The 13,120-nt window shown below is 71.1% G+C and carries 10 protein-coding genes; 3 read left to right on the top strand and 7 right to left on the bottom strand.

Going from position 1 to position 13,120, the window contains the following annotated elements; translation table 11 throughout:
* The first annotated feature begins 87 nt into the window (after positions 1-87).
* Positions 88-1,440 carry a nucleotide disphospho-sugar-binding domain-containing protein gene (locus OG439_RS26240; protein WP_326943491.1) on the top strand — a complete coding sequence of 451 codons (1,353 nt, stop codon included), beginning with the start codon at positions 88-90 and terminating at the stop codon, positions 1,438-1,440.
* Positions 1,441-1,584: 144 nt separating this feature from the next.
* Here the strand turns inward: OG439_RS26240 and OG439_RS26245 are convergent, their stop codons facing one another.
* Both OG439_RS26245 and OG439_RS26250 read right to left on the bottom strand, forming a co-directional pair.
* Positions 1,585-1,854, bottom strand: a complete 270-nt coding sequence (locus OG439_RS26245; protein ID WP_247055559.1) for a MoaD/ThiS family protein — start codon at positions 1,852-1,854, stop codon at positions 1,585-1,587.
* Between the two features lie 18 nt (positions 1,855-1,872).
* Positions 1,873-2,742 (bottom strand): formylglycine-generating enzyme family protein, encoded by an 870-nt coding sequence (locus tag OG439_RS26250; protein ID WP_247055561.1) that lies wholly within the window; start codon positions 2,740-2,742, stop codon positions 1,873-1,875.
* Between the two features lie 168 nt (positions 2,743-2,910).
* On the opposite strand from OG439_RS26250, the gene OG439_RS26255 reads away from it, so the two are divergent.
* Positions 2,911-5,085 (top strand): molybdopterin-dependent oxidoreductase, encoded by a 2,175-nt coding sequence (locus OG439_RS26255; RefSeq protein ID WP_326943492.1) that lies wholly within the window; start codon positions 2,911-2,913, stop codon positions 5,083-5,085.
* A gap of 151 nt (positions 5,086-5,236) precedes the next feature.
* Positions 5,237-6,013 (top strand): maleylpyruvate isomerase family mycothiol-dependent enzyme, encoded by a 777-nt coding sequence (locus OG439_RS26260; RefSeq protein ID WP_326943493.1) that lies wholly within the window; start codon positions 5,237-5,239, stop codon positions 6,011-6,013.
* Between the two features lie 79 nt (positions 6,014-6,092).
* Here OG439_RS26260 and OG439_RS26265 read toward each other — a convergent pair whose 3' ends face one another.
* The 5 genes from OG439_RS26265 to OG439_RS26285 form a co-directional block, all read right to left on the bottom strand.
* Complete coding sequence (locus tag OG439_RS26265) at positions 6,093-7,526, bottom strand: extracellular solute-binding protein (RefSeq protein WP_326943494.1); 1,434 nt, start codon at positions 7,524-7,526, stop codon at positions 6,093-6,095.
* A gap of 143 nt (positions 7,527-7,669) precedes the next feature.
* Positions 7,670-8,137, bottom strand: a complete 468-nt coding sequence (locus OG439_RS26270) for an SRPBCC family protein (RefSeq protein ID WP_247055569.1) — start codon at positions 8,135-8,137, stop codon at positions 7,670-7,672.
* 193 nt (positions 8,138-8,330) lie between these two features.
* A complete protein-coding gene (locus OG439_RS26275; protein WP_326943495.1) occupies positions 8,331-9,917 on the bottom strand; it encodes an MFS transporter in 1,587 nt (528 codons plus the stop codon).
* A gap of 154 nt (positions 9,918-10,071) precedes the next feature.
* Positions 10,072-11,442 (bottom strand): FAD-binding protein, encoded by a 1,371-nt coding sequence (locus OG439_RS26280; RefSeq protein ID WP_326943496.1) that lies wholly within the window; start codon positions 11,440-11,442, stop codon positions 10,072-10,074.
* A 20-nt stretch (positions 11,443-11,462) separates the two neighbouring features.
* The gene (locus tag OG439_RS26285; protein WP_326943497.1) at positions 11,463-13,118 is read right to left on the bottom strand and encodes a thiamine pyrophosphate-binding protein; all 1,656 of its coding nucleotides are present in this window, start codon (positions 13,116-13,118) and stop codon (positions 11,463-11,465) included.
* Between the last annotated feature and the right edge of the window lie 2 nt (positions 13,119-13,120).

Consider the following 13,120-nt stretch of genomic DNA (forward strand, 5'->3'; position numbering starts at 1 on the left):
AAGCACGCCCGTCCTGGCTCGACACCGCGGGGCCGGACGGCGCCCCGCCGTCCGACCGCCCACCGAGATCGACCGAAGGACGAAGCCATGCGCGTGATGATCGCGACGGTGCCCCATCCGAGCCACTTCTACACGCTCGTTCCCTACGCCCAGGCGTTGCAGAACGCCGGCCACGAGGTCGTCGTCGCGGCGCCGCCGGGAGCCGAGCCCGCGCTGGTCGCGGCCGGTCTGACCGCCGTCAGCAACGGCGTGCCGACGCCGCTGACCCCGGCGAACCTGCGGAAGGTCGGCGTGCCCGACCTCGAGAAGATGGACCGGTTCGCCGACGCGTTCGGGCTCGACGACGCCACCCGCGACCGCTGGGACGCCTTCTACCAGTTCTTCGCGTTCAACAACCGGATGTCCATCCCGACCGAGCCGCAGGCGACGCTCGACGGGCTCGTCGACTTCGCCAAGGCGTGGAAGCCCGACCTGGTGCTGTGGGAGAACTGGTTCCAGTTCGGCGCGATCATCGCCCGCGCGTCCGGCGCCGCGCACGCGCGGATCCTGATCAGCCCGGACTACGGCGCCTGGTCGCTGGAGCTGTACGCGCAGAAGGGCAACGACGCGGTCGCCGCGATCGGCGGCAACCCGATCGTCGAGGACCTCGAGCCGGTGGCGAAGCGCTACGGCGTCGAGATCGACGACGACCTGCTGCTCGGCCAGCTGACGATCGACCCGCTGCCCCGTGAGCTGCGGATGTCCGAGAACATCACCGCGGCGCCGGTGCGGGCGATCCCGTACAACGGCGGGGCGCAGAAGCCGGAGTGGCTCTACGGGCGGCCGGCGAAGCGGCGGATCGCGCTGACCCTCGGGCTGTCCAACCGGCTGTGGCAGGTCGACGGCGACCCCCGGCTGCCGAAGCTGCTCGCGGCCGTGGGCGAGCTGGACGTCGAGGTGATCGCCACGGTCACCGAGCAGCAGCTCAAGCAGGTCGAGACGATCCCGGACAACGTGCAGGTCGTCGACTACGTCCCGCTGATCCAGCTGCTGCCGACCTGCGACGCGATCATCTCGCACGGCGCCACCGGCACCTTCTGGGCGGCGCACTCGGCCGGCATCCCGCAGATCATCCTGGACACCGACGAGAAGCACCGGATGATCTGGAGCGGCGACGGCGACAACATCAGCGTCAGCAACGCCGACCGGCACGGCGACTCGTGGGTCTGCGCGAAGTACATGACCGACCACAACGCCGGGCTGCGGGTCAACCACCAGACCGAGTCGGTCGAGGAGATCCGCGCGAAGGTCGATGCGCTGCTGACCGACCCGGCGTACCGGGAAGGCGCCAAGGCGCTGCACAAGGCGTGGGCCGACCGGCCGAGCCCGGCCGAGCTGATCCCCGAGCTGGTCCGGCTCGTCGAGCGGCACCAGGCGCAGGTGCCGGCCGACCTCCGGTGACCTGAAAGGCCGTAGCACGCAAACCCCCGGTCGGTTCGCCGACCGGGGGTTTTGGCGTGCCGGACCGGCTCTCCCCGGCACGCACAAAACGGCCCGGTCACCTCGGATCGAGGTGACCGGGCCGTTTCGTGGTGGACGGCCGGCTCAGCCGCCGGCCATCGGGGAGATGATGGTGACCGTGCTGCCGGCCGCGACCTCGGTGCTGTCGCGGTGGTTGCGCATGATGAGCTCGTCGTCGACGAACATGTTCACGTACTTCACCGGCGAGCCGTCGGTGCCGATCAGGCGGCGGCGGAACACCGGGTTCTCGTCGACGAAACGTCGCATGACGTCGTACAGCAAACCGGATCCGTCCACCTTGTAGCCGGTCCGCCGTTCCGGGGACCACACCGCCGGCACAATGATCGTGATCATGGTGACTCCTCCGTGTGTTTATGCGTCCTTCGCGCAGCGGAACCCATGCGCGAAGCTGGACCAGCCCAACGGATCGCCGTGCATCCGTTCCGTGCAGCGGACCTGGTAGCGGAAATTCATCCAGGATCCACCGCGGATCACCCGGTAGCGCCCCACCGTGGCGTGCATCGTGGGATCGCACCGGGTCGACTCGTCGTACAGGTGGGAAAGCGTGGAGGTCCACTCGTAGACGTTGCCCGCCATGTCGGCGCACCCGTGGGCGCTGTCGCCGCCACGGCCGGAGAACGCGCCGACGGGCGTGCTCAACGGCACCGGGCCCCGCTTGGCGTAGAGCGTCAGCCACCACTCCCGCCACGAGTCCAAAGTGGTCAGTTTGCCGGCGTGGTACTCGGCGGTGTTGGCGTTGTCGCCCTGCCAATCGTCGCCCCACGGCCAGATCCGGACCTCGACGCCGCGCGCCGCGAACTCCCACTCCGCCTCGGTCGGCAACCGCAGGCCCGCCCAGTCCGCGTACGCGTTGGCGTCGTCCCAGGACACGTTGACGACGGGGTGGTCGTCGTAGTCGTCCGGCACGATCCCGGGTCCGCCCGGCTCGCGCCACCACACCCCCTCGTGCTCGGTCCAGCCGAAGTCGTCGTAGATCAGGCCGAACCCACGCCGTTCGGCATCGGTCACGAAACCGGTCTGCCGCACGAACTCGGCGAACTCGGCCACGGTGACCGGGTGCCGCGCCATCCAGAACGGCGCGACGGCCCGCTTGATCTGCGGCGTCTCGTCACCGAACCAGTCCCGCGGCAGCGGCTGGTCCGCCTCCAACATCCAGTCCACCAGCCACGGCGGCGACCCCTGCAGGAACTCACCACCCGGCACGAGAACCATCTGCTCCATAGGAGAATGGTCGCCGTTCCGGCAATCCGTGGCTTCTCTAGTGTTGCCGAGCCGTCCGGCCGCGCACTCGGCGGCCAGAGGGCATGTGCGGATAAGACAACCCGCCGCGGCGCGGTCATCCTGGGAGGGAACCAAGCAAGCCGACCGCGATCCCAAGGTGGCCCGAGGATGACGACCGCGCACCGCACCTGCCCCATCTGCGACTCCGTCTGCGGTCTCAAGATCGACCTCGACGTCACCGGCCGCGTCACGTCGGTGCGCGGTGACGACCTCGACCCGTTCACCGGCGGCTACCTCTGCCCCAAGGGCGCGAGCATCGGCCGCCTCGACGAGGACCCCGATCGCCTGCGCCACCCCATGATCCGGGAGGGCGACGAGTGGCGCGAGGCCTCGTGGGACGAGGCGTTCGCGGCGGTCGAGCGCGGCATCAACGGCGTCATCGAGAAGTACGGCCGGGACGCGGTCGCGGTCTTCTTCGGCAACCCGACCTACCACACGATGGCCGGGTTCCTGTACCGCATGCCGCTGATCCAGTCGCTGGCGTCCAAGAACGTCTACTCGTCCGGCACCATCGACCACATGCCCAAACACGTCGTGTGCGGGCACCTGTACGGCGACCCCTTCGCGATCGCGGTCCCCGACGTCGACCGGACCGACTACCTCCTGGTCATCGGCGCGAACCCGATGGAGTCGCACGGTTCGCTGTTCTGCGCGCCCGACATGCCCAAGCGCCTGCGGGCGCTGCGCAAGCGGGGCGGCAAGCTGGTCGTGGTCGACCCGCGGCGCACCCGCACCGCGGCGATGGCCGACGAGCACTTCTTCGTCCGGCCGGGCACGGATCCCTTCCTGCTGCTGGGCGTCGTCCACACGCTGCTCGAGGAGAACCTCGCGACGGTCACGCTCGACGTCAACGGCCTCGACGAACTCCGCGAGCTGGTCAAGGAGTTCCCGCCGCACGCCGTCGCGGACGCCTGCGGCGTGCCGGCCGACGGCATCACCCGCATCGCCCGCGGCCTGGCGGCGGCGCCGACGGCCGCGGTGTACTCGCGCATGGGCGGGTCGGTGGTGGAGTTCGGCACCCTGACCCAGTGGCTGGTCGACGTGATCAACATCCTGACCGGCAACCTGGACAACCCCGGCGGCACGATGTTCGCCAAGACCGCCGCGCTCGAGGTGTTCCGCACCGGGCAGCCGTTCGAGTGGGCCCGCTGGCACAGCCGCGTCAAGGGGTACCCCGAGGTGCTCGGCGAGCTGCCGACGGCCACGCTGGCCGACGAGATCGAGACCCCCGGCGAGGGCCAGGTCCGGGCGCTCATCAACATCGGGGCCAACCAGGTCGTCGCCGCGCCCAACGGGCCGCGGATCGGGAAGGCGTTCGACCAGCTGGACTTCATGGTCGCCGTCGACCCGTACCTCAACGACACCACCAAGCACGCCACCGTGATCCTGCCGCCGCCGCGGATGCTGCAGGCGCCGCACTACGACTTCCTGATGCAGATGGTCATGGTGCGCAACTACACCCGCTACTCACCCGCGGCCCTGCCGCTGGACGAGGACCAGCGGTCCGAGGCGGAGATCCTGGCGCGGCTGACGCTGATCGCCGCGGGCGCGCCCCTGGCGGCGCCGACGTCCGCCATCGACGAGGGGTTCATCGGCCAGCTGCTGACGGGCGCGACGCAGATGCCCGGCTCCCCGGTCGAGGGCATGGACGTCGCGGACCTGCGGGCCACGATCGAGGGCGACGACGGCGTCGAGCAGATCCTCGACACCCTGCTGAAGTTCGGCTCGTACGGGCTGTCCCTCGCGAAGCTCAAGGAACAGCCGCACGGCATCGACCTGGGCCCGCTCGAGCCGCGGCTCAAGGAGCTGCTGACCACCCCGTCCGGCCGGGTCGAGCTCACGCCGGAGGCGATCGTCTCCGACCTGGCCCGGCTGCGGGCCAAGGCCGCGGAACCGGTGCCGGAGATGCTGCTGATCGGGCGGCGCCAGCTGCGGTCCAACAACAGCTGGCTGCACAACGTGAAGTCCCTGGTCGGCGGCAGCAACAAGTGCATCCTCCACGTCAACCCGGCCGACATGGCCAAGTACGGGCTGGGCGAGCGGGCCGTCGTGCGGTCGGCGGTGTCCGAGCTGATCGTCGACGTCGAGCCGACCGACGTGGTCATGCCCGGCGTCGTCAGCCTCCCCCACGGCTGGGGCCACAAGGGCGGCCGCCAGCGGGTCGCCGAGGAGAACGCCGGCGTCAACGCGAACGCGCTGACCAGCGACCTCGTCGTGGACGTCCCCTCGGGCAACGCGGTGTTCAACGGCATCCCGGTCACCGTCAGCCCCTACGAGGCCTGAGCGCCAACCGCACTTCGGATACCGCCCCAGCGTGCTGGTACACGCTCGGGCGGTATTCGTGCGTTCGCCGCCGTTCCGGGTTGACAGCCACGCACCGTGCTGGTCCGATACGGAGTGCTACTGGCGTCTAGCGAACATCGAGGCGAAGACCGTGGACACCTCCGCGCACCTGGAATCCGTCGTCGCGCAGACGAAGACGTTCGCCGAGTGGGTGCAGGGCCAGGACCCGGCGACCCGGGTGCCCACCTGCCCGAAGTGGAGTCTCGCCGAGCTCGTCGGGCACGTCGGCGGTACGCAGCGGATGGTGGCGACGCTGGTGGGGCAGCGGCTGACCGATCCCAGCGCCGCGCTGGCCGCGATGGACACCGGGCCCGCCGATCCGGCCGGCTGGCGCGCGTGGCTGACCGGCACCGCGGCCGCGGCGGCCGACGCGTTCGGCTCGGTCGACGACAGCACGCCGGTGTGGGATCCCTCCGGTGGGGACTCGGGTGTGCCGTTCTGGGCGCGGCGGCTGTTCGGTGAGATCACCGTGCACCGCGCCGACGCCGCCGGCGCGCTCGGCGAGCACTACGACGTGTCGCCGGACCACGCCGCCGCGACCATCGACGACTGGCTGGAGACGATGACGTCGCCGGGCTACGCGCAGGCGCGGCCGGAGTTCGTCGACGCGATCCGCGACACCGGCCGGGTCCTGCACTTCCACGCCACCGACAGCGCGCACGAATGGCTCGTGCGCCGGACGCCGGACCTGGTCGTCCTGGAGCGCGCGCACGCCGAAGCCGACGCCACCGTCCGCGGGCCGGCCGCCGAGCTGCTGCTCGTGCTGACCCGGCGCCGTCCCCTGGACGCCGCGCGGAACCTGGACCTCTACGGCGACCGCGCGTCGCTCGACCACTGGATCGAGCACATGGACTGGGTCGCCGGCTAGACATGGGAAAACGGGCCTGACCAGCCGGTCAGGCCCGTTCTCGTGTGGGATGTCGCGCCCCGGTCGGTTCCGTACCGCGTCAGTCCTTGTTGACGATGCGTTCCAGGTCGCGGCCGCCGTAGTCCTTCCCGGCCACCACGCCGGCGTAGTGCTCCACCTTCAGGCTGCTGTGCGGGGCCGCGTCCGGGTCGCGCGGCGCCGGACCCGTCGCCCAGGCGTTGTAGTCGTCCAGCAGGCCCTGCGCTTCGCGCGTCGCCGCGGCGAGCCGCTCGGCCGGGTCGATCTCGGTCTCCAGCACGTCCTGCACGGCCCGGTTCATCACGTCCTGGGTGCCCGCGAAGTTGCCGAACACGGCGCCCCGCACCTTCGGCACCCCGCTCGCGACCGGGGTCGCCTTCGCCGGGGCGGCGTGCAGGTGATCGCTCGCCACCCGGTGGTACGGGTGCTCGGCGAACCAGCCTTCGCTCTCGAGCAGGTCGAACGCGCCGTAGGTCATCGGGACGAAGCTGTTGTCCTTGTGCCGGTCCGCGGCGTTGCGCGGGTTGTGCAGGAACTGCGTGAACGCGAGCGCGCCGTCCTCGGTGGCCTTGTCGAGACCGTTCGTGAGCCACAGCGACGTGCCGGCGACGTGGTTGCCGGCGTAGGGAACGTGGTCGTTGAACGGGAAGATGCCGACGGCGAGGTCGAAGCCGGCGCCTTCCGCCGCGCGCAGCGTGTAGTTGATGTCGTTCGACGACGAGAGCCGGATGGCGGCCTGCTGCTCGGCGAACGGGGCGAAGCTCTCCATCCAGCCGGGAATCGCGCCGGTGTGCAGGTAGTGACCGTCGCGGTGCAGCTCGCGCCACCACTCGACCCAGGTCAGCATCTCCTTCGACGCCAGCTCGATCTTCGTGGCCCGGCCGGAGCGCCCGTTGTCGTTGTTCACCAGCTGCCCGCCCTGCGTGGCCACCGCCTGCTGGAACAGCATGGCGTGGTTCGCCCAGGTGATCGGGTGCTTCGGGGGGTTCTTCGCGCCCGCAAGCGTTTCGCACGCGGCGGTGACCTCGTCCCACGTCTCCGGCAGCCGGGTGATACCGGCGGCCTCGAGCAGGCGGGTGTTCGCGAACAGCAGGCTCGTCGTGCCGACCGACGGCATCGAGAACAGGTCGCCCTGGTGGCTGAAGTAGTCGCGGAACGGTGCGATGACGTCGCCCGCCACGACGGGTTCGCCGCCGATCTCGGTACGGCCGTCGATCGCCTTCTCCAGCGAGGTGAACAGCGGACGGCCGTCCTGGCGGGTCATGTCGCGGGCCGACTGGCCCAGGTAGGAATACAGCTCGGACACGGCCGGCGGGTTACCCTGCGCGGCGGCCTGCGCGACTTCGAGCGGCGCGTTCCAGAAACTCGTGGCCGTTACCTTGATGGCGTATTCGGGGTGCAGCTTCTCGAATTCGGCGCCGATCTGGTACCAGCGCTCCATCCAGCCCGGAAACGTATTGTCCGGCACCCATACGTCGATCACGACCTTGCCCATTCGAGCTCCTCACCGCGTAACCCGGAAAGCGACACCCACATGGTCACACGGCCGGATCGGACCGGACATCTCCACGATTGCCGGACGAGCCCGGCACTTTGATCGGGTGCGATGAGCGCACACCGACCAAAGCACCGGTCGGCTCAGGCCTGCGCGAGGTAGTCGGCCAGGGACTCCATGAAGCTCAGCCAGCCCTGACGGCTCGGCTCGATCTGCTCGTCCGGCAGGTGCCCGATCTGCTTGAAGACGATTTCGGTCTTCTCACCCTGGTCGTTGAACGCGACCACGATCAGCTCGGCGTTGTCCGCGTCGACGTGGTTGTCGTCGATCAGCGTGAACGACAGCACCGACGGGGACTCCAGGTCCTTGTACACGCCGTGGAACGGAACCTCGGTGCCGTCCTCGCCGTCGGACTTCATCGTGGCGGCCCACTCGCCACCGGGCCGGGCGTCGATCGACACGGTGGACCGCGCGGTGCTGAACCCGGTCGGGCCCCACCACGCGGCGAGCTGGTCCGGGTCGGTCCACGCCTCGAAGACCCGCTCGCGCGGGGCGTCGATGATCCGGGTGAACCCGAATTCCTTGGTGGTCGCTGATGACGCGTCAGCCATCGCATGTCCTTTCTCGCCTGTGGTGATCTTCGGTTCTTCGGTTGCACTGGCTCAAGGACCGCGACCGAGGTCGCGGTCCTTGAGCCGGCGGCTGCCGCCCTTCGCGAGCGACGGCCTCAGGGTGGTGCACAGGTGCCGGCGGGTCGAACCCGGCGACGACGTCGCCACCGGATTCCCCGCCCGCACGCGCTTTCTAGCTTCGCGCCGCCGGCTCGGCGGCCGTGTCCGCGGTGTCCGCGGCCTCGGCGTCCGGCTCGGCGGCCGCTTCCGGTGCGGGCGCCTGCTGCTGCCCGGTGGCCGGCAGGTGCCGCAGCCCGACCGCGGCGATGACCGCGGCCGCCGCGATGATGATCGCACTGCCGATCGCGGTGCCGTGCACGCTGCTCGTGATGGCCTCGTAGGCACTGTTCAGCAGGTTCCCGGACTCCGCCGGGGGCAGGCTGCCCGCGACGGACTGGGCACCGGCGATGCTCTCCCCGGCCGCGTGCGCCTGTGCGGCGGGGATGGCCGGATCGACCACGACGGTGTTCCGGTACAGCGTGGTACCCACCGTGCCGAGCACCGCGACGCCCATCGCCACACCGAACTCGCCCGAGGTCGACGTCATCCCGGCCGCCGCACCGAACTTCTCCCACGGAGCCGACTGCATCGCCAGCGCGGCGCCGAGCCCGGCCAGCGGGCCCATGCCGATGTTCGCGATGATCAGACCGGTGAGCAGCAACGGGATGTTGTTGCCGGTGCTGTCCAGCTGGGTCAGCAGCAGGTACCCGATGGCCGAGACCACCAGGCCCACCGCCATCAGCCGGCCCGGCGGGATCCGGCGGGCCATCAGCGGCGCCAGCTGGATCATGACCAGCGTGCAGAGCGCGGGCGGCACCAGCCACAGCGCGGTCGCCACGGGCGACAGCCCGGAGACCGACTGCAGGTACATGTAGACGAAGAGCTGGTTGCCGGCGATGAACCCGGAGGCGACCGTCATGCTCAGTGCCGAACTGAACGTCCGGTTCTTGAACAGCGTCAGGTCGAGCAGCGGGCTGTCGATCCGCTTCTGCCGGCGCAGGAACGTGATCGTGCACGCCACGCCGACGACGACGGCGACGATCGACACCGCCGAGAGCCCGTCGTGCGAGATCTGCTTGAGGCCGTAGATGACCGGCAGGATCGCCAGCAGCGACAACACGACGCTGGCCGGGTCGATCTTGCCCGCGGCCGGGTTCTTGAACTCCGGCAGCACCTTCGGTCCGACCACGAGGAGGATGACCATGACCGGCACGCCGATCAGGAACACCGAACCCCACCAGAAGAACTCGAGCAGCCCGCCGCCGATGATCGGCCCGAGCGCGGTGCCACCCATGAAGCAGCCCATCCAGACGCCCATGGCCATGGACATCTGCTTGGGGTTCGGGAACATGGCGGCGATGAGCGCCATGGTGGAAGGCATGATCGTGGATCCGGCGACCCCGAGCAGGGCCCGCATGACGATCAGCATCTCCGGGCTCGTGGAGTACGCCGCCAATATCGAAACGACGGCGAACGCGGCCGCGCCGATCATCAGCAGCTTTTTGCGGCCGATCCGGTCGCCGATGTTCCCCATCGTGATGAGCAGGCCGGCGACCAGGAAGCCGTAGATGTCCGTGATCCACAGTTGCTGCACACTGCTGGCCCCGAGATCACCACTCAAATGCGGCAGCGCCAGATACAGCACACTCATATCGAGCGCCACCAGAATGGTGGGCAGGGCCAGCACCGCCAGCCCGATGAACTCTTTCCGACCGGCCAACCCGGTCGGTCCAGCGCTTGTGTCCATGATGATGCACTCTTTCGCGTCGTCGGGTCCCGCGAGCGGCCCCGTGGGATCACACCCTTCTGTGCGCCCTTCCTGTTGTACCGTCTGTGGCCAACTGATTCTTCTCCGAAATTGCGGTGTACTCCACTTAGCCGAGTGCTGTGGCATTCGGGGCTATGTCGCCGCGGAACCGGCCGGCGGGATCGACCCGCTCGCGCACCGCGTCCACCTCGGCGATCTGCTCCGGGCTGAGGTGCCCTTGCGGCTGCTCCACGTGCTCGACGAACGACGGTACCGTCCGCCCGGTGTCCCACTTGCTCAGCGCCGCGCGCACCACGGCGGCGTGCTTCCGCAGCGCCTCGACGGTCACCGGCCCCATCGGCACCCCGGACCCGGCGTAGGAGAACCGGGCGTCCAGGTGGTTCAGCACGCCGCCGGCCGGGTCCGGCCGCGAGTACGCGCCGCCGAGCTGACGCAGCCCGGCCGCCACGAGCGGTGAGCCCGAGCCCTCGCCGAGCACCCGCAGGAACGCGGCCTCACCGCCGTCGTCGAGCTCGCCGAGCAGCATGTGCTCGCCGACGACGGGGACCGGATCCGTCGGATCCATGTGCGCCGCCAGCACGGCGGCCGGTTCGGCCCGGTGCCAGGTGTCCATGACCGGCTCGGCGATCGCGCGCAACGGGTCGAGCAGCTCGGCGGCCTGCCGCCGGGCCGTGGCCTCGTGGTCGTCGTCCGTGCTGAGCACCGCGCCGTCGAGGCAGAGGACCGGCCCGCCGGCCAGGACCGGTGGCACGTCGGGGAGCGGGGGCAGGTTCAGCACCCGCAGCGACGTCGTCACCTCGTCCGGGGCGGTCAGCGTCCACGCGCGCCACGCGGCGAGCAGCTCGGCGGCGTGCTTCGCGGGCCAGAACGCGGCGCCGGTGTGCACCGACGACGCGGGGAACAGGGCGATCTCGATCGCGGTGACGACGCCGAAGCCGCCACCACCACCCCGCAACGCCCGGAACAGCTCGGCGTCGGTGCCGGCGTCCACCCGGCGCAGCTCGCCGTCCGCCGTGACCAGCTCGATCGCCCGGACGCTGTTGGCGGCCAGGCCGAACCGCCTGCCGTAGGCGCTCATCCCGCCGCCGAGCGAGTAGCCGACGACGCCGACGGTCGGCGAGGAGCCGTGCGGGGCGGTCAGCCCGTGCGGGGCGGCGGCCTCGACGACCGCTCCCCAGCGGGTGCCGGCCGGCACCCGGGCGACCCGGGCGGCGGCGTCGATCTCGACCTCGCCGCGCAGGGCGGTCTTGACGAGCACCGCGCCGGCCATCGGACGCTGCGCGCCCGCCGTGTGCCCGGTGGCGAGGATCCGCACCGGCGCTCCGGTCGCCTCGGCGTACCGCAGCGCCGCGCGGATGTCGTCGATCGTGTGCGCCGTCAGCGCCGCCGCCGGTTCCGGCACGGCGGCGAGGTTGAAGACCTGGGTGGCTTCTGCGAAACCCGGCTCGTGCGGGAGCGAAACGGTCTTCGGTGCCATCGCGGACTCCTTCCGTGTGGTCAGTGCCCGGCGATCAGGTCGGACAGGAATGGGGCGATGACGTCCGGCACGACCTTGCAGTCGAGCACCAGCACGCCGCGGGAGCCGCGGGCCTGCCAGTCGCGCACGGCGTCGAGGTCGGTCACCGTGCGCACCACGGCCGCTTCGGCGCCCAGCGCCCGGGCCACGCCGGCAAAGTCGGTGTCGGCGAACGACGCGGTGCGCGGATCGGCGCCCCGCGGGGTGTACAGGTGCGCTTCGAAGCCGTAGGAGGCGTCGTCGTAGACGACCACGAGCGCGGGTGACCCGGCGCGGACCAGGGTGTCCAGCTCGGGCAGCCCCATCAGCGAGCCGCCGTCACCGAGCGCCACCACGGTCAGCCGGTCGGCCCGCCCGGCGGCGGCCCCGACCGCGCCGCCGAAGCCGAGCCCGATGGCCTGGAACGCGCCGCCCATGAACACCATCGCCGCCGGGTCGGGCACGGACCAGTACATCGACGGCCAGCTGATGAAGTGCCCGCCGTCGTAGACGACCGTCCGTTCGGCGGGCAGCAGCTCGCCGAGGGCCTTGGTCAGCGTGCGCGGGTCGATCCGGCCGGGCGTGCTCGCGTCCGGGTGGGCCTGATCGGCCCAGGTCCCGCACGGCAGCAGGTCCTCGGTCGCCTCCCGCCAGCCCGACGCGGGCAGGTTCGCCGCGTTCACCGCGTCGGTCAGCGCCGACGCCGTGACGGACGCGTCGGCGGTGATCTCGAGCGACACCGGTGCGGTGCGGGTGCGGGCCGCGGTGTCGACCCGGACCACCGTCGCCGCGGGATCGAGCAGCCGTCCGCCGTGCAGGGTGAAGGGGTCGAGGTCGGCGCCGAACACCAGCACCAGATCGGCCTGGCCGATCAGCTCGGCGGCCGGCGGCGCGGCGAAGCCGCCGCAGATCCCCAGCGCGTACCGGTTCCCGGCGAACAGGCCGTTCGCCATCACCGTCGTCGTCAGCAGCGCGCCGGTCCGCGCGGCCAGGTCCGCCAGGGGTTTCGCGGCGCCGGCCCGCCACGCCCCCAGCCCGGCGAGGATCAGCGGGCGGCGAGCGGTGGCCAGCAGATCCAGCACCGCGCCGACGTCACCCGCCGCCGGCGCGGCCGGCACCCGCTCGGCCCCGGCGTCCGAGACGGCTGTCACGGACACCGGGCCGCCCGGCACCTCGGCGTTCAGCAGGTCGTTCGGCAGGCACAGCAGCACGGGCCGGTTCAGCGTGCGGGCCAGGCGCAGCGCCTCGGCCGCGTCGGCCCGCGCGGTATCCACGTCCCGCACCCGCACGACCTCGGCACCGAGCGCCCGCGCGAACACCGTCTGGTCGACGTCGCAGCGGCGCAGGCCGCCCACCGGGCTGTCACCGCACAGCACCACGACGCCGCTCCCGTGCCGCGCGGCCTCGGCCAGCGCCGTCGCCGTGTTGGCGATGCCCGCGCCGTGGGAGGTCGTGCAGACCGCGACCGCGCCGCTCACCCGGTGGTAGGCGTCGGCCATGGCCATGGCCCCGCCCTCGTGCCGGGCGGCGACGTAGTGCACGCCACGTTCGATGAGGCCGGCGGCGGCCAGGATGTTCCCGCCGCCGACGACGCCGAACGCGTGCCGGACGCCGCCGGCCGCGAGTTCGTGGGCTACTGCCGCCGCGAGTGTCGTCACTG

Source organism: Amycolatopsis sp. NBC_01307, from assembly GCF_035975215.1.
Taxonomy (GTDB): domain Bacteria; phylum Actinomycetota; class Actinomycetes; order Mycobacteriales; family Pseudonocardiaceae; genus Amycolatopsis.

Excerpts from the sequence above, each read along its gene's own strand:
- OG439_RS26240 (WP_326943491.1), top strand. The coding sequence starts at position 88 with ATGCGCGTGATGATCGCGACGGTGCCCCATCCGAGCCACTTCTACACG.
- OG439_RS26245 (WP_247055559.1), bottom strand. The coding sequence starts at position 1,854 with ATGATCACGATCATTGTGCCGGCGGTGTGGTCCCCGGAACGGCGGACC.
- OG439_RS26250 (WP_247055561.1), bottom strand. The coding sequence starts at position 2,742 with ATGGAGCAGATGGTTCTCGTGCCGGGTGGTGAGTTCCTGCAGGGGTCG.
- OG439_RS26255 (WP_326943492.1), top strand. The coding sequence starts at position 2,911 with ATGACGACCGCGCACCGCACCTGCCCCATCTGCGACTCCGTCTGCGGT.
- OG439_RS26265 (WP_326943494.1), bottom strand. The coding sequence starts at position 7,526 with ATGGGCAAGGTCGTGATCGACGTATGGGTGCCGGACAATACGTTTCCG.
- OG439_RS26270 (WP_247055569.1), bottom strand. The coding sequence starts at position 8,137 with ATGGCTGACGCGTCATCAGCGACCACCAAGGAATTCGGGTTCACCCGG.
- OG439_RS26280 (WP_326943496.1), bottom strand. The coding sequence starts at position 11,442 with ATGGCACCGAAGACCGTTTCGCTCCCGCACGAGCCGGGTTTCGCAGAA.